This is a genomic window from Tatumella morbirosei (genome assembly GCF_000757425.2).
GTDB classification, from domain to species: Bacteria; Pseudomonadota; Gammaproteobacteria; order Enterobacterales; family Enterobacteriaceae; genus Tatumella; species Tatumella morbirosei.
Window position 1 is genome coordinate 322,400 of sequence record NZ_JPKR02000004.1, and the last position, 16,156, is coordinate 338,555.

The 16,156-nt window shown below is 51.5% G+C and carries 12 protein-coding genes; 7 read left to right on the forward strand and 5 right to left on the reverse strand.

What is annotated here, in order from left to right:
• Nucleotides 1–28: 28 nt before the first annotated feature.
• From gshB to metK, 5 genes are all read right to left on the reverse strand, one after another.
• A complete protein-coding gene (gene gshB / locus HA49_RS12760) occupies nt 29–976 on the reverse strand; it encodes a glutathione synthase (RefSeq protein ID WP_038018044.1) in 948 nt (315 codons plus the stop codon).
• Nucleotides 977–1,077: 101 nt separating this feature from the next.
• Nucleotides 1,078–1,809, reverse strand: a complete 732-nt coding sequence (gene rsmE, locus HA49_RS12765; protein ID WP_038018046.1) for a 16S rRNA (uracil(1498)-N(3))-methyltransferase — start codon at nt 1,807–1,809, stop codon at nt 1,078–1,080.
• 185 nt (nt 1,810–1,994) lie between these two features.
• Entirely contained in the window at nt 1,995–2,501 is a 507-nt protein-coding gene (locus HA49_RS12770; RefSeq protein ID WP_046791821.1) for a SprT family zinc-dependent metalloprotease, read from the reverse strand.
• 107 nt (nt 2,502–2,608) lie between these two features.
• Nucleotides 2,609–4,006 (reverse strand): sugar porter family MFS transporter, encoded by a 1,398-nt coding sequence (locus HA49_RS12775; RefSeq protein ID WP_038018053.1) that lies wholly within the window; start codon nt 4,004–4,006, stop codon nt 2,609–2,611.
• 446 nt (nt 4,007–4,452) lie between these two features.
• The gene (metK, locus tag HA49_RS12780; protein ID WP_038018055.1) at nt 4,453–5,604 is read right to left on the reverse strand and encodes a methionine adenosyltransferase; all 1,152 of its coding nucleotides are present in this window, start codon (nt 5,602–5,604) and stop codon (nt 4,453–4,455) included.
• Between the two features lie 811 nt (nt 5,605–6,415).
• Here metK and speA point away from each other — a divergent pair.
• The 7 genes from speA to fbaA all read left to right on the forward strand — a co-directional run bounded on the left by speA (nt 6,416) and on the right by fbaA (nt 16,059).
• Nucleotides 6,416–8,392 (forward strand): biosynthetic arginine decarboxylase, encoded by a 1,977-nt coding sequence (gene speA / locus HA49_RS12790; protein WP_038018059.1) that lies wholly within the window; start codon nt 6,416–6,418, stop codon nt 8,390–8,392.
• A 192-nt stretch (nt 8,393–8,584) separates the two neighbouring features.
• The gene (speB, locus tag HA49_RS12795; RefSeq protein WP_038018061.1) at nt 8,585–9,505 is read left to right on the forward strand and encodes an agmatinase; all 921 of its coding nucleotides are present in this window, start codon (nt 8,585–8,587) and stop codon (nt 9,503–9,505) included.
• 58 nt (nt 9,506–9,563) lie between these two features.
• On the forward strand, nt 9,564–9,971 hold the full coding sequence (locus tag HA49_RS12800; RefSeq protein ID WP_038018064.1) for a YidB family protein: 408 nt from the start codon (nt 9,564–9,566) through the stop codon (nt 9,969–9,971).
• Between the two features lie 377 nt (nt 9,972–10,348).
• The gene (gene tkt, locus HA49_RS12805) at nt 10,349–12,340 is read left to right on the forward strand and encodes a transketolase (RefSeq protein ID WP_038018068.1); all 1,992 of its coding nucleotides are present in this window, start codon (nt 10,349–10,351) and stop codon (nt 12,338–12,340) included.
• A gap of 319 nt (nt 12,341–12,659) precedes the next feature.
• Nucleotides 12,660–13,679 carry an erythrose-4-phosphate dehydrogenase gene (gene epd / locus HA49_RS12810; protein WP_038018071.1) on the forward strand — a complete coding sequence of 340 codons (1,020 nt, stop codon included), beginning with the start codon at nt 12,660–12,662 and terminating at the stop codon, nt 13,677–13,679.
• 50 nt (nt 13,680–13,729) lie between these two features.
• On the forward strand, nt 13,730–14,893 hold the full coding sequence (gene pgk, locus HA49_RS12815; protein ID WP_038018072.1) for a phosphoglycerate kinase: 1,164 nt from the start codon (nt 13,730–13,732) through the stop codon (nt 14,891–14,893).
• A gap of 86 nt (nt 14,894–14,979) precedes the next feature.
• Nucleotides 14,980–16,059 carry a class II fructose-bisphosphate aldolase gene (fbaA, locus tag HA49_RS12820; protein WP_038018074.1) on the forward strand — a complete coding sequence of 360 codons (1,080 nt, stop codon included), beginning with the start codon at nt 14,980–14,982 and terminating at the stop codon, nt 16,057–16,059.
• Nucleotides 16,060–16,156 lie beyond the last annotated feature (97 nt).

The window sequence follows — 16,156 nt, forward strand, 5'->3', positions numbered from 1 at the left end:
GGGCCGCCGGGCAAAACGCAGGCCGGAATTAGTGGCCCAGGCGTTTCTCGATAGCATCCATCAGCATGCCGGTAATCGAGATTGGGAATGCGGCCTCAATTTCACGTACACAGGTCGGGCTGGTGACATTAATTTCGGTCAGCCGGTCGCCGATAATATCCAGTCCGACAAAAATCAGGCCTTTTTGCTTCAGGACCGGGGCAACTTTACGGGCAATAGCCCAGTCACTGTCACTCAGCGGACGGGCTTCACCCCGGCCACCGGCCGCCAGGTTACCCCGGGTTTCGCCGGATTTAGGTATTCTTGCCAGGCAATAAGGCACCGGTTCTCCGTCGACGACCAGCACTCGCTTATCACCTTCTTTAATCGCCGGCAGATAGTTTTGTGCCATACAGAAGGTGGTATTCTCATGAGTCAGTGCTTCACAGATCACCGAAAAGTTAGGATCATCCTGTTTCACGCGGAAAATCGAGGTGCCACCCATGCCATCCAGCGGTTTCATAATGATATCGCCGTGTTCCTGCCAGAACTCGCGCAGTTTCTGCTGACTGCGGGTGACCAGGGTATCCGGAGTTAACTCCGCAAACCATGCAGTGAACAGTTTTTCGTTACAGTCACGCAGGCTCTGCGGCTTATTAACCACCAGGGTGCCCTGTTCTTCGGCACGTTCCAGAATGTAAGTGGCATAAATAAATTCGGTGTCGAACGGCGGATCTTTACGCATCAGAATCACATTCAGGTCTGCCAGCGGGATTTCCTGCTCGCTGCCGAACTGATACCAGCCGTCGTAGTTTTGTTCCACGGTAAGCAAGCGGGTGCGCGCGCTGGCTACACCACCACGCAGGTACAAATCATTCATTTCCATATAATGGATTTCATAACCCCGGCGCTGTGCTTCCAGCAGCATTGCAAAACTGGTGTCTTTCTTAATATTGATGTCCGCAATAGGATCCATCACTATGCCAAGCTTAATCATTCTTATCTCCTCGGAAGGCAGTAATGACTACCTTATCATTAACGGATTTTACCGGTTCAGGATCGTCAGGGCTTCACCGCAGGTGCCGGTTACAGGGCAGATTACCCTAAATCACCAAATCTTACCTGCAATGCTGTTAGCACGGTCAGTGCGGCGGTTTCGGTACGTAACACACGCGGCCCCAGCAGGATATCAGTAAATCCCTGACGAGAGGCCATGTCGATTTCATCGGCACTCAGACCGCCTTCCGGGCCAATCAGCATCCTTATCCTGTTGACTGGCAGCGGCAAAGTATTAATGCTCTGTGAAGCCCGCGGATGCAGATTCAGTTTCAGCCCCTGCTCCTGTTCTGCGCACCAGTCACTCAGTGACATCACCGGGCGGATTTCCGGGACCACATTTCTGCCCGACTGTTCACAGGCTGCAATGGCAATTTTCTGCCACTGCTGGCGCTTTTTCTCCAGCCTTTCAGCATCAAGTTTAACTCCGCAGCGTTCCGAAATTAGCGGTGTCACCTGATTCACCCCCAGTTCTATCGATTTCTGGATAGTAAACTCCATTTTCTCGCCACGTGACATCACCTGACCCAGGTGGAGAAATAGCGGCGATTCACGATTATCGGTGGTGCCTTCAGTGACCTGTACAGTAACGCTTTTTTTATCGGCACGCACAATGGTGGCACTAAAGGTCTGATTACTGCCATCGAATAGCTCCAGTAGCTGTCCTGCGGTCATCCTCAGTACCCGACCCACATGATTCGCTGCCTCTTCGCTAAGCTGAAATTCACTGTGATTCGTTATTGTTTCAGGGTGATAAATGCGGGGTATACGCATGAAAAATCTGCCAGTTCCGGGCCGGTATCTTATGACCAGCCCTCAGTAAATTTATGAGTCAGCAGTGTCTCTGCCCGTGATGAGAACGTCAACCGTGACACGTTGTTTTTTAACCAGCCAGTATTGACCGCTGTCGTTGCATTATGCCATAGCCGGAGCGGAGGAGGGCAATATTAGCAGAGACCTCAGGCCTGAAACTCGCCACGGGTCAGTTCACTGCCACAGTGGGTACAACGGTAGCGGGTTTCGCCGCGTAATACCCGGTTATGGCGTCGTACCGTCAACTGATGCTGTCGGCAGTGGCAGGTATAGGCAAAGGTCTTCTGTACAGTGTCGGTGCTAAAGCGATGAGTGCGGCTGGCGCTAACGCCTAACACCGTTTCCATCATCCATTTCCACTCCTTACCATGCGGAGCGACACGGCCAAACTCTTTCCAGACCAGCAGATGCGCCAGTTCATGGGGCACCACCTCGTCGATAAAGGGCTGTTTATTTTCCAGCAACAACACCGGGTTAAGACGAATTTCCCATTGTTGCAGCCAGGCCGTACCGGCAGTGGTTCCCCGTTGCTGATAGAGAACAGAGGGTTCAGGATAAGCCTGTTTCAGACTGTCATTAGCGCGCTGTAAGTGTTCACGCAGCGAACGCATAACGGCTTGCTGAAGGGCGATGGGCAGACGAGGTGTTTTCATAGCGGCAGCATAAAGCCAGTCAGGGCAGATTACAATCCGGGGCAGGGTAGCTCCAAAACAAAACAGGCAACGTTTCCGTTGCCTGTCGGGGTTACCGGGAGAAAGAATTAATTCTTATCACCGATATTACGTAATTTTTTACCCTGCATCAGGTTACGTTCGATGTGTTCCAGAGAAACGCTTTTGGTTTCAGGAATCAGAACCAGTGTCAGGATAATAAATAGTACGTTCAGTGCGGCGTACAGTCCGAAAGTCGCTGCATTTCCCAGAGTATTCAGCAGGGTCAGGAAGGTCGCGCCGACAATCATATTGGCAATCCAGTTAGTCGCTGTAGAAACGGTGATACCAAAATCACGTCCTTTCAGCGGCTGGATCTCAGAGCACAGTACCCAAATCAGCGGACCGGCACTCATCGCAAAACCGACGATAAAAATCAGCAGCATGGCGATAGCAAAATATTGCTGTCCCAGTGAATGCATGCCGATATGTAACATGGTTCCCAGGATACCCATACCTGCGGCCATCACAATAAAGCCGAGGATTAGCGTAGGTTTACGACCCCAGCGGTCAACCAGGCCGATAGCGATAAAGGTCGCCAGAACGTTGATACCGCCGACAATCACTGTCCCCCACATCTGCTGGGTGGTGTTGGTGAATCCGGCAATTTCAAAGATTTTTGGCGCGTAGTACATAATCACGTTCATCCCGGTAAACTGCTGCATCACCTGCAACAGAACACCCAGATAGACCGCACGACGGAAGTTCGGGTTAGAAGTAAACAGTGCCCAGCCAGTCTGCTTAACCTTCAGACTTTCACGGATTTCATCCAGCTCACGTTTAGCCTGTTCGCTGGTGTCGCGCAGCCGGTCAAGTACCCGTTGTGCATCCTTAAAGTTTCCTTTCGCCGCCAGCCAGCGTGGGCTGTTAGGCAGGAAGATAACCCCAACCAGCAGTAACAGGGCCGGGATAGTAATCACGCCCAGCATCCAGCGCCAGTCACCCGTGTAGCTGAACGCGGTATCTGAAAGATAAGCACCGACAATCCCGATGGTAATCATCAGCTGATACAGGGAGATCATACTGCCGCGGATTTTTTCCGGCGCGATCTCAGACAGATACAAAGGTGCAGTATAAGAGGCGATACCGACAGCCAGGCCTAACAGAACCCTGGCGGCAATCAGTACTTCCGGATTGCTGGCGAAGGCGGAGCACAGCGAGCCTGCCACAAACAGGATAGCTCCGGCCATCAGGCTCTTCTTACGGCCCAGTTGTGAAGACATCCAGCCACTACCGACGGCGCCCACCGCCGCACCAAACATCATGGAGCTGACGATCCATTCCTGCTGATGAGCCGTCACGTTAAATTCTTTTGCGATGAAAGGCAGGGCGCCGGCAATTACACCGATATCCAGACCAAACAGTAAACCCGCAAGTGCCGCAAGGAAGCAGACAAAAAATGTCATCATTTTGTTCGAGCTTCTGCTTTTATTAGTATTGCCGGGCATTTTAGCCTCCGCTGTTAACTATCATTCTTGTTGTAATGTTAAAAAAATCCCTTCAATTTATCAGTGAGCCAGATCACATTGATGTAATCGGTTACACATGATAACCCGCTGAAAGAAATATTTAATTCGAAAAAAACCTTTCAGCGCCAGCCGCAAGATTAAATTTTGTTTCCGGCAGGGTTCAGATTATAGCCTTGCACTGACGACTCAAAGCAACCCATTTTTAACGATTGAATTAATTTGTTATACCCTGAAAAATCTGAGAAATAATTATCAGGACGCTGTAATCGTTACCACTTGAGCTATATCACAAAATTGAGAGTGGTTTTCACAAAAGGCAGGAATAAGAAATCTGATTTCACAGCATTTTTTGTTTAGCAGGATTAATCATTAAGGTGGGGTATAGCCGGAAATAACGGGGCAGCAGCGCTGCCCCGTAACAACAATTACAGCCCGGCGGCTTCGCGCAGAGCTGCCGCTTTGTCGGTTTTTTCCCATGGGAAATGCTCACGGCCAAAGTGGCCATAGGCAGCAGTCTCACGGTAGATTGGGTGCAACAGATCCAGCATCTGGATCAGACCATATGGACGCAGGTCGAAGAATTCACGAACCAGCAGGGTCAGTGTTTCGGTTGGTACTTTCTCAGTGCCAAAGGTTTCAACCATGATAGAAGTAGGTTCAGCGACACCGATAGCATAAGACACCTGGATTTCACAACGGTCTGCCAGGCCTGCGGCCACGATATTTTTAGCTACATAACGAGCCGCGTAAGCTGCTGAACGGTCAACTTTAGACGGATCTTTACCAGAGAATGCGCCGCCACCATGACGAGCCATGCCGCCGTAGGTATCAACGATGATTTTGCGTCCGGTCAGACCACAGTCACCCATAGGTCCGCCAATCACAAAACGGCCGGTCGGGTTAATAAAGAATTTGGTTGAGCTGTTCAGCCATTCTGCGGGCAGTACCGGCTTGATAATGGTTTCCATTACTGCTTCCTGCAGCTCTTTCTGGCCAATATCTTCCGCGTGCTGGGTTGACAGCACCACCGCATCGATACCGACGATTTTACCGTCGTCATACTGGAAAGTGACCTGGCTTTTTGCGTCCGGACGCAGCCATGGCAGAGAGCCATCTTTACGCACTTCAGACTGACGCTGTACCAGGCGGTGTGCATAAGTCAGTGGTGCAGGCATCAGAACATCAGTTTCGTTAGTCGCATAACCAAACATCAGTCCCTGGTCTCCGGCACCCTGTTCCAGCGGATCTGCACGGTCAACACCCTGATTAATATCCGGCGATTGTTTACCGATAGCGCTTAATACTGCGCATGAGTTCGCGTCAAAGCCCATATCTGAGTGGATATAGCCGATATCACGGACCGTTTTACGGGCGATGTCTTCGATATCTACCCATGCACTGGTAGTGACTTCACCACCTACCAGTACCATTCCGGTTTTCACATAGGTTTCACAAGCTACGCGAGCTTTCGGATCTTGTTCAAGAATGGCATCCAGCACTGCATCAGAGATCTGATCAGCAATTTTATCGGGATGCCCTTCTGATACGGACTCGGATGTAAATAGGTGTTTTGCCATTTGTTCCTTACCTTACTCTCTGGTTTCAATTCAATCGCCTGGCGAACATCAATCATGCTCACTTTCGCTTCTTCAGACAACGCTGTGAGCGGTACAAGGTGTGCTTAAAAGCACAGACTGGAAAGACACTGCCTGGTTCTTAATCGTTTAGATGGAAAACCATCCGGACGTCCATTCTAGGGCAGTCTCCGGCCCGAATTCCAGACTTTTTTTCAGATTAAGCCATTGCGAAATGTAAAAGAGTGGAACACTGTACCCGTTTACGCCAATAATTCTTTGCTTTTTCAGGCCCTGAACGGTATAAACAGCCGCTGCTGCCCGTGAGGGTAGCCGGTGTTTCGTAGCGCCAAAATTGCGCTGCTGCAGGGTCGGGATGACGGTGATTCTGACCTTCACCCTCAGTACGTTTTCCGTATGCTTCTGGCATATGTGGAGGTGATAAAACTAATGAACCAGCCTTACTCATTATCTTTTGGTTCTCTGCCTGGTCCTGTTGTGCCGGGGTTCCTTTCTGTTGTCTCCGCAGGTTCTTATCCGCAAAATTTTTCCCGACGAAGTTACCTTAGCTGTGGTAATTATTCCGACACCTGCGCCGGTTAAGGTAGGCTTTCAGGTTCGGTATGACTGCGTCGCGTCGCCTGTGGCACTGTCCCAAAGGCTGATGTGATATCCGGTGATTTACCCTGAAGTCGCCACGCTTGCCAGCAGAGTGTGCTATACCTGGTGACAGAAGCAGGCACTTCGGTCAGGAGAAAAATCTCCATGCGAGAAAACAGCTGTTTCACATTTCAATCTAAGATAGAGGTTCGCGATGTCTGACGACATGAAGACTATTAAGGGTTCGTCAGCAGGCGAACATGGGGAACTGCGCTCAATGCAGGAAGTTGCAGTGAATGATCAGGAAGCCAGCCGGATGTTAAAGACCTATAACATCGCCTGGTGGGGGAATAACTATTATGACGTGAACGAACTCGGTCATATCAGTGTCTGCCCTAATCCGGATAAACCTGAGGTGCGGGTTGACCTGGCGAAACTGGTGAAGGAACGTGAGGCCCAGGGCCAGCGTCTGCCGGCACTGTTTTGCTTCCCACAAATTCTGCAACACCGTCTGCGCTCTATTAACGCTGCGTTTAAGCGTGCGCGTGAATCCTTCGGCTATACCGGTGATTACTTCCTGGTGTATCCCATCAAGGTGAACCAGCATAAGCGGGTCATCGAATCACTGATTAATTCCGGAGAACCGCTGGGGCTGGAAGCGGGTTCCAAAGCTGAACTGATGGCGGTGTTGGCACATGCCGGACAGACCCGTTCGGTGATTGTCTGTAACGGTTATAAAGACCGTGAATATATCCGCCTGGCCCTGATTGGTGAAAAGCTGGGCCATAAAGTCTATCTGGTTATCGAGAAGATGACTGAGGTGCGGCTGGTGCTGGAAGAAGCTGAACGCCTGAATGTGACACCGCGGCTGGGGATCCGTGCCCGGCTGGCTTCGCAGGGTTCCGGCAAATGGCAGTCAAGCGGGGGTGAAAAATCGAAGTTTGGTCTGTCAGCGTCTCAGGTACTGCAACTGGTAGACATTATGCGTAATGCCGGCCGGCTGGACAGCCTGCAACTGCTGCATTTCCACCTGGGGTCGCAGATGGCTAATATCCGCGATATTTCGACCGGGGTGCGTGAGTCTGCCCGTTTCTATGTGGAACTGGCAAAACTCGGCGTGAATATCAAATGCTTCGATGTGGGTGGCGGTCTGGGGGTTGACTATGAAGGTACCCGTTCTCAGTCTGACTGCTCAGTAAACTACGGGCTGAACGAGTACGCCAATAACGTGATTTGGGCAATTGGCGGCGCCTGTGATGAACATGGTCTGGAGCACCCGACGGTTATTACTGAATCCGGGCGTGCCGTGACGGCTCATCATACCGTTCTGGTGTCGAATATTATTGGTGTGGAACGTAATGAATTTACCACCCCACAGGCCCCGGCAGAAGATGCTCCGCGACCTATCGTCAGTATGTGGGACACCTGGCAGGAGATGCATGAGCCTAATGTCCGTCGTTCGCTGCGCGAGTGGCTGCATGACAGCCAGATGGACCTGTCTGATATTCATACCGGTTACTCTGCAGGGACTTATGATCTGAATCAGCGGGCCTGGGCAGAACAGCTCTATCTCAGCATCTGTCATTACACCCGTCAGCATCTGGACCCGAGCAACCGTGCCCACCGGCCGATTATCGATGAGTTGCAGGAACGGATGGCAGACAAGATCTATGTCAACTTCTCGCTGTTCCAGTCGATGCCGGATGCCTGGGGGATCGATCAGTTATTCCCGGTACTGCCGCTGGAAGGACTGAATAAATCGCCTGAACGTCGGGCGGTGCTGCTGGATATTACCTGCGATTCAGACGGTACTATCGACCACTATGTGGATGGTGACGGTATTGCGACCACCATGCCGATGCCGGAATATGATGCTGAAAACCCACCGATGCTGGGCTTCTTTATGGTCGGTGCTTATCAGGAAATTCTTGGCAATATGCATAACCTGTTCGGTGATACCGAAGCGGTGAATGTTTATGCTTTCGATGACGGTTCGGTCGATGTGGAATTGTCAGATGAAGGGGATACTGTCGCGGATATGCTGCAGTATGTTCAGCTGGATCCACGGGAATTACTGGAACTGTTCCATAAACAGGTCAATGCCAGTGTTATCGAAGAGGAACTGCGCGATCAGTTCCTGTCAGAATTTGAAAGTGGTCTGTATGGTTACACTTATCTGGAAGATGAGTAACCCGTTACCGCGGCGGGCAATGGCTGAACGCATGATTAGTGATTGCAGTCATTGCAGCGAAATACCATAATCATCTATCGCCCTTGTGCGTCGGGTTTAACGACACACAAGGGTTTTTTTTCGTCAAAATCAGGCCGGAATACTGCTCTTTTTCAGCAGATTACCGGTTTACGGAAATATAGAGGAACAACTATGTACCATACCCTGGGTAATGAATATGACAACTCTCTGGTGTCTAATGCCTTTGGTTTTATGCGGTTTCCGCTGAATTTTCAGCCTTATAACAGCGATGCTGAATGGGTGATCACCGGGGTTCCTTTTGATGCTGCCACCTCTGGTCGTCCTGGCAGCCGCCTGGGCCCGGGCGCTATTCGCCAGATTTCCACCAATCTGGCGTGGGAAGGCTGCCGCTGGCCATGGGACTTTGATCTTCGTCAGCGCCTGAAGGTGATCGACTGTGGCGATCTGGTGTATGCCTTTGGCGATTCTCAGGATATGTCGACTAAACTGCAGGCCCATGCCGAAAAGCTGCTGGCTAACGGCAAACGCATGCTGACGTTTGGGGGTGACCACTATATTTCTCTGCCATTATTGCGGGCACATGCCAAACATTTTGGCAAAATGGCGCTGGTACATTTTGATGCCCACACTGATACTTATTCGAACGGCCCGACCTTCGATCACGGTACCATGTTCTACCATGCGCCTAACGAAGGACTGATCGATCCGAATCATTCGGTGCAGATTGGTATCCGGACCGAATATGACAAACAACTGGGATTCAACGTGCTGGACGCAGCCCGTGTCAACGATCTGCCGGTAGACAGTATCCTGGCCGAAATTAAAAACACGGTCGGTGACCTGCCGGTGTATCTGACGTTTGATATTGACTGTCTGGACCCGGCACATGCCCCGGGTACCGGAACCCCGGTAATAGGTGGCCTGACATCCGATAAAGCCGCTAAACTGGTGCGTGGATTACAGGGGCTGAATATCGTGGGTATGGATCTGGTGGAAGTGGCACCGGGTTATGATCACGCGGATATCACGGCTCTGGCCGCAGCGACACTGGCGCTGGATATGTTGCACGTACAGGCAGCGAACAAAGCATAACTGACTTGTGTTCGTCTGCTGAAAAATGAAACGAACACCGAATGGGAAGGAGATTGACATGGGTTTACTGGATGAGCTGGTGGGTTCGCTGACTGGTGGTCAGCAAAATAATCTGGGCCAGTTACAGGCAGTCTGGAACTGGGTCCAGGAGCAGGGTGGAATTGAGGTGCTGATTCAGAAATTTCAGCAGGGTGGACTGGGCGAGGTTTTATCTTCGTGGCTGAGTAATGGCTCTAACCAGCCGGTCAGCAGTGGTGATATTCAGTCTGCATTCAGCAATGAAGACTTGCAGTCACTGGCAGATAAACTCGGTACTGACGTTAACGGCGCTTCCGGCACCTTATCTCAGTTGCTGCCACACCTGGTAGATAAAATCTCTCCACAGGGTGAAGTTCATCCTGAAGCCACTAGCAGCAACAGCCAGCTGGACCTGGGATCGCTGGTGAATAGTATTTTCAAAGGCTGATAGCCGCCAGTGTCAATTCAGCCGGTCTTCTGCAAGCAGGCCGGCTTATTTCATCACAGGCTTCAGCCAGCCGCAGACGTTTTTTCGCTCACCGGTGCCCTCAGAGCTATTTGGCGTAATATTCCCTGTCAACTGGCAACTATCCGGTGTGGTGAGGGTTTACACGGAAAATATTCCGCTATCATCGCTTCGGGCGGCAGATCTGTCGCCGAACTCGCATCAGTCGCACAATTCGCCGTCTGCGGCATATACTTTTGCCCTGTTTTTCATGTACATTGAAGGACTAAAGTATTTCTGCCTTGCCTGATAATTGTTGATTTTCAATGAAATAGCCAATTTCACTCAGGGAAGGCTTTTTGCCGATCTGGAGTTAAAACATGCCCTCACATAAAGAACTCGCCAATGCGATTCGCGCTCTCAGTATGGATGCCGTTCAGAAAGCCAATTCCGGTCACCCGGGTGCCCCTATGGGAATGGCGGACATCGCTGAAGTGTTATGGCGCGATTACCTGAACCATAACCCGCAGAACCCGTCATGGAGTGATCGTGACCGCTTCGTGCTGTCCAACGGCCACGGCTCAATGCTGATTTACAGCCTGCTGCACCTCACCGGTTATGATCTGCCGATTCAGGAACTGGCGAACTTCCGTCAGCTGCACTCACGCACTCCGGGCCACCCGGAATACGGCTACACGCCGGGCGTTGAAACCACCACCGGCCCTCTGGGACAGGGGATTGCCAATGCCGTCGGTTTCGCGATTGCTGAACGCACCCTGGCGGCACAGTTTAACCGTCCGGGCCATGACATCGTCGATCACCACACCTACGTGTTTATGGGCGACGGCTGTATGATGGAAGGGATCTCTCACGAGGTCTGCTCACTGGCCGGCACCCTGAAACTCGGTAAGCTGATGGCGTTCTATGATGACAACGGTATCTCTATCGATGGTCACACCGAAGGCTGGTTTACCGATGACACCGGACTGCGTTTTGAAGCTTACGGCTGGCATGTGATCCGTGGTATCGACGGTCACGACAGCGAAGCGGTGCGTAAAGCGATTGAAGAAGCCCGTAGCGTCACAGACAAGCCGTCACTGCTGATGTGTAAAACCGTGATTGGTTTCGGTTCACCGAACAAAGCCGGAACTCACGATGCACACGGAGCCGCGCTGGGTAACGAAGAAATTGCACTGACCCGTAAACAGCTGGGCTGGAACTATCCTCCGTTTGAAATCCCTGCCGATATTTACGCGGCCTGGGATGCCAAAGCGGCCGGTCAGGAAAAAGAGCAGGCGTGGAACCAGAAATTTGCCGCTTACCGCGAAGCCTTCCCTGAGCTGGCCAAAGAGTATGAGCGTCGTACCACCAGCCAGCTGCCGGCCAACTGGCAGGCAGAATCTCAGAAATATATTGAGCAACTGCAGGCGAATCCGGCGAATATCGCCAGCCGTAAAGCCTCACAGAATGCGATTGAATCTTTCGGCAAACTGCTGCCGGAATACCTGGGCGGCTCTGCTGACCTGGCGCCAAGCAACCTGACCATGTGGTCCGGCTCCAAACCGATTAACGAAGACCCGGCCGGTAACTACATCCATTACGGTGTCCGTGAATTCGGTATGACCGCGATTGCTAACGGTCTGGCTCTGCACGGTGGTTTCCTGCCATACACCGCCACCTTCCTGATGTTCGTGGAATATGCCCGTAACGCGGCGCGCATGGCCGCCCTGATGAAAATCCGTCAGGTACTGGTCTATACCCATGACTCCATCGGTCTGGGTGAAGACGGCCCGACTCATCAGCCGGTAGAGCAACTGGCCAGCCTGCGCACCACGCCTAATATGAGCACCTGGCGTCCGTGTGACCAGGTGGAATCTGCCGTGGCCTGGAAATATGCCATTGAACGTCAGGAAGGACCGAGCGCCCTGATTTTCTCCCGCCAGAACCTGACCCAGCAGCCGCGCAGCGCAGAGCAGCTGGCGAACGTGGCCCGCGGCGGTTATATCCTGAAAGACAGTGAAGGCCAGCCGGAACTGATCCTGATTGCGACCGGTTCAGAGGTTTCTCTGGCGGTGGACGCGGCAGACAAACTGACTGCTGAAGGGCGTAAAGTGCGGGTGGTTTCTATGCCATCCACCGATACCTTCGACAAACAGGATGCGGCGTACCGTGAATCTGTACTGCCTGCGGCGGTCAGCGCCCGTGTGGCGGTGGAAGCAGGAATCGCCGACTACTGGTACAAATATACCGGTCTGAACGGTGCGATTGTGGGAATGACCACCTTCGGTGAATCTGCTCCGGCGGACCTGCTGTTTAAAGAGTTCGGCTTTACCGTAGATAACGTGGTGGCGAAAGCGAAAGCGATTCTGTAACGGCACTTTCCGTCAGCGTAAATTTCAGCATGGCAGATCTCTGCCATGCTGTTTTTTTAACTGTAGCCGGCAGCAGCTAACTGTTTTTTTTATGCACAGTCATTGGTTAAAAATGTGAAGTTGATCGAAATATTAAGATCCCGGTTGATCTCAGTCATTCCCCGGTGACATGGCATGATTTATTCTCAGCTGAAGCGTTTCAGTTGGGCTGGTTCACTAGCATCAGTGGTTTGATTATTCTGCTGATGTCTTCAGACTGACAGAGGCTGTGACGGTCGCGGAGCGTACCGTGGCGGCAGTTTAAGGTAATGGTAGTGAAATGACCATCAGAATTGCTATTAATGGTTTTGGACGTATTGGCCGGGGTGTGCTGCGGGCGCTGTATGAAAGCGGACGCCATACCGAAATTTCGGTCATCGCAATCAATGAGCTGGCTGACAGTGAAGGGATTGTCCATTTACTGAAATACGATACCAGCCATGGTCGCTTCGCTTATGAGGTCCGGCTGGAAGATGAATTGCTGAAAGTGGGCCGCGACACCATTCGCCTGCTGCATCAACCCCTGATTAAAGATTTACCGTGGTCTGAGCTGGATATCGATATTGTCCTGGACTGTACCGGTAAATATGGCAGCCGTGCCGATGGCGAAGCACATCTGGCAGTCGGTGCCAAAAAGGTCTTGTTCTCGCACCCCGGAGGCAATGACCTGGATGCGACCGTGGTGTTTGGTGTCAATCACCAGTCGCTGCGGGAACAGGACCGGATAGTGTCGAATGCTTCCTGCACCACCAACTGTATTATTCCGGTGATTAAATTGCTGGATGATGCTTTCAGTATCGTGTCGGGAACCGTCACCACTATCCATTCATCGATGCACGATCAACAGGTCCTGGATGCATACCATGAGGATTTACGTCGGACCCGGGCCGCGAGTCAGTCGATTATCCCGGTAGATACCAAACTGGCGGCCGGGATTACACGGATACTTCCGAAATTTTCGGACCGGTTTGAAGCGATAGCGGTTCGCGTCCCGGTGATTAACGTGACGGCGATTGACCTGAGCGTGACACTGGAAACGGCAGTCTCTGCCGCAGAAGTTAATGCCGTGTTGCAAAACGCTGCTCACGGGGTATTTCGTGGTATAGTCGACTATACGGAATTACCGTTAGTTTCTGTCGATTTTAACCATGATCCGCACAGTGCCATCGTGGATGGTACGCAGACCCGGGTCAGTGGTCAGCACCTGGTGAAAACCCTGGTATGGTGCGATAACGAATGGGGCTTTGCTAACCGGATGCTGGATACTACGTTAGCAATGTCTGCAGGTAATTTCAGGTAAGGCGCGCTTGCGTCTGGCAAAACTTATGAGAGTTAACGAGAGGATTCACCATGTCTGTAATTAAAATGACCGATCTGGATCTTGCGGGTAAACGTGTACTGATTCGTGCCGACCTTAATGTGCCGGTAAAAGAAGGGAAAGTTACATCAGATGCCCGTATTCGTGCATCACTACCCACGATTGAATCGGCGCTGAAGCAGGGTGCGAAAGTGATGGTGACCTCGCATCTGGGTCGTCCGACGGAAGGTGAGTACAACGAAGAATTCTCCCTGTTGCCGGTGGTGAACTACCTGAAAGATAAACTGAGTGGTACCAGCGTGAAACTGGCAAAAGATTACCTGGACGGTGTTGATGTGCAGGCCGGTGAGCTGGTAGTGCTGGAAAATGTCCGTTTCAACAAGGGCGAGAAGAAAGACGACGAGACCCTGTCTAAAAAATACGCGGCGCTGTGTGATGTGTTCGTGATGGATGCTTTTGGTACCGCACACCGTGCTCAGGCATCCACTCACGGTGTGGGTAAATTCGCGCCAATCGCCTGTGCCGGCCCACTGCTGTCAGCAGAACTGGAAGCCCTGGGTAAAGCAATGAGTAATCCGGCTCGTCCGATGGTTGCTGTGGTTGGCGGGTCAAAAGTCTCTACCAAGTTTGATGTGCTGCAGTCTCTGGTCAATATTGCCGACACGGTGATTGTCGGTGGCGGTATCGCCAATACCTTCGTGGCTATCGATAATAAGGTCGGTAAATCACTCTACGAACCAGAATTTGTCGACGCAGCGAAAAAACTGCGCGATCAGTATGGTATCCCGGTGCCAGTTGACTCCCGTGTAGGTACAGAGTTTTCTGAAACCGCACCTGCTACCGTGAAAAAAGTGTCTGAAGTTCAGGACGACGAAGAGATCATGGATTTCGGTGACGAAACCGCGCAGGCGATGGCGAAGATCCTTAAAGAAGCCAAAACCATTCTGTGGAACGGTCCGGTGGGGGTCTTCGAGTTCCCTAACTTCCGTAAAGGCACCGAAATTGTGGCGAATGCGATTGCTGACAGTGAAGCATTCTCTGTAGCCGGTGGCGGCGATACTCTGGCCGCGATTGACCTGTTCGGTATTGAGAACAAAATCTCTTACATCTCAACCGGCGGCGGCGCATTCCTGGAATTTGTTGAAGGCAAAAAACTTCCGGCAGTTGCTATGCTGGAAGAGCGCGCAAAACAGTAATTCAGCAGCAGGTGCGGCCCGCTGGCTGCACCGATTTTGCCCGATTGACGGGCTTCCGTTTACGGCCAACGAAACAGGACAACGTTATGTCTAAAATTTTTGATTTCGTAAAACCTGGTGTAGTTACTGGCGAAGATGTGCAGAAGATCTTCAAAGTAGCCAAAGAAAATCACTTTGCTCTGCCGGCAGTTAACTGTGTAGGCAGCGACTCAATCAATGCGGTACTGGAAGCTGCGGCGAAAGCCAAAGCACCGGTCATTATTCAGTTTTCTAACGGCGGTGCTGCGTTTATTGCCGGTAAAGGCTATAAAACTGACAAACCTCAGGGTGCGTCAATCATGGGAGCCATTGCCGGTGCGCATCACGTGCATCTGATGGCAGAAGCCTATGGTGTGCCGGTGATCCTGCATACCGACCACTGTGCGAAGAAATTACTGCCGTGGATCGACGGGCTGCTGGATGCAGGTGAAGCGCACTTTGCAAAAACCGGTAAACCCCTGTTCTCTTCTCATATGATTGACCTGTCAGAAGAGTCACTGGAAGAAAATATCGAGATCAGCAGTAAGTACCTGGCCCGTATGGCTAAGATGGGTATGACACTGGAAATTGAACTGGGTTGTACCGGTGGCGAAGAAGATGGTGTCGACAACTCTCACCTGGATAACTCCGCGCTGTATACCCAGCCTGAAGATGTTGATTATGCCTATACCAAACTGAATGCTATCAGCCCGAACTTCACTATCGCGGCTTCATTCGGTAACGTTCACGGTGTCTATAAACCAGGTAACGTTCAGCTGACTCCAAAAATTCTGCGTAACTCTCAGGATTATGTGAGCGAGAAACACGGTCTGCCGCACAATGCCCTGAATTTTGTTTTCCACGGGGGTTCTGGTTCTTCTGCGGAAGAGATTAAAGAATCTATCGGTTACGGTGTGATTAAAATGAACATCGATACCGACACTCAGTGGGCGAACTGGCACGGTATTCTGGAGTTCTATAAAAAGAACGAAGGCTACCTGCAGTCACAGCTGGGTAACCCGGAAGGCGAAGATAAACCAAACAAAAAATACTATGACCCGCGCGTTTGGTTACGTGCTGCTCAGAGTTCTATGGTTGTTCGTCTGGAACAGGCCTTTAAAGAACTTAACGCTATCGACCGTTTGTAATCACTCAGAGGGTCAGAGAAAGCCTGCCGGTTGGCAGGCGTTTTTTTTGCGCCATGACCGGTCGCTTAACGCTTACCGGCCCTCTGCATCGGCTAAG

Excerpts from the sequence above, each read along its gene's own strand:
- HA49_RS12770 (WP_046791821.1), bottom strand. The coding sequence starts at position 2,501 with ATGAAAACACCTCGTCTGCCCATCGCCCTTCAGCAAGCCGTTATGCGT.
- speA (WP_038018059.1), top strand. The coding sequence starts at position 6,416 with ATGTCTGACGACATGAAGACTATTAAGGGTTCGTCAGCAGGCGAACAT.
- rsmE (WP_038018046.1), bottom strand. The coding sequence starts at position 1,809 with ATGCGTATACCCCGCATTTATCACCCTGAAACAATAACGAATCACAGT.
- pgk (WP_038018072.1), top strand. The coding sequence starts at position 13,730 with ATGTCTGTAATTAAAATGACCGATCTGGATCTTGCGGGTAAACGTGTA.
- metK (WP_038018055.1), bottom strand. The coding sequence starts at position 5,604 with ATGGCAAAACACCTATTTACATCCGAGTCCGTATCAGAAGGGCATCCC.
- fbaA (WP_038018074.1), top strand. The coding sequence starts at position 14,980 with ATGTCTAAAATTTTTGATTTCGTAAAACCTGGTGTAGTTACTGGCGAA.
- gshB (WP_038018044.1), bottom strand. The coding sequence starts at position 976 with ATGATTAAGCTTGGCATAGTGATGGATCCTATTGCGGACATCAATATT.
- HA49_RS12775 (WP_038018053.1), bottom strand. The coding sequence starts at position 4,006 with ATGCCCGGCAATACTAATAAAAGCAGAAGCTCGAACAAAATGATGACA.
- HA49_RS12800 (WP_038018064.1), top strand. The coding sequence starts at position 9,564 with ATGGGTTTACTGGATGAGCTGGTGGGTTCGCTGACTGGTGGTCAGCAA.
- speB (WP_038018061.1), top strand. The coding sequence starts at position 8,585 with ATGTACCATACCCTGGGTAATGAATATGACAACTCTCTGGTGTCTAAT.
- tkt (WP_038018068.1), top strand. The coding sequence starts at position 10,349 with ATGCCCTCACATAAAGAACTCGCCAATGCGATTCGCGCTCTCAGTATG.
- epd (WP_038018071.1), top strand. The coding sequence starts at position 12,660 with ATGACCATCAGAATTGCTATTAATGGTTTTGGACGTATTGGCCGGGGT.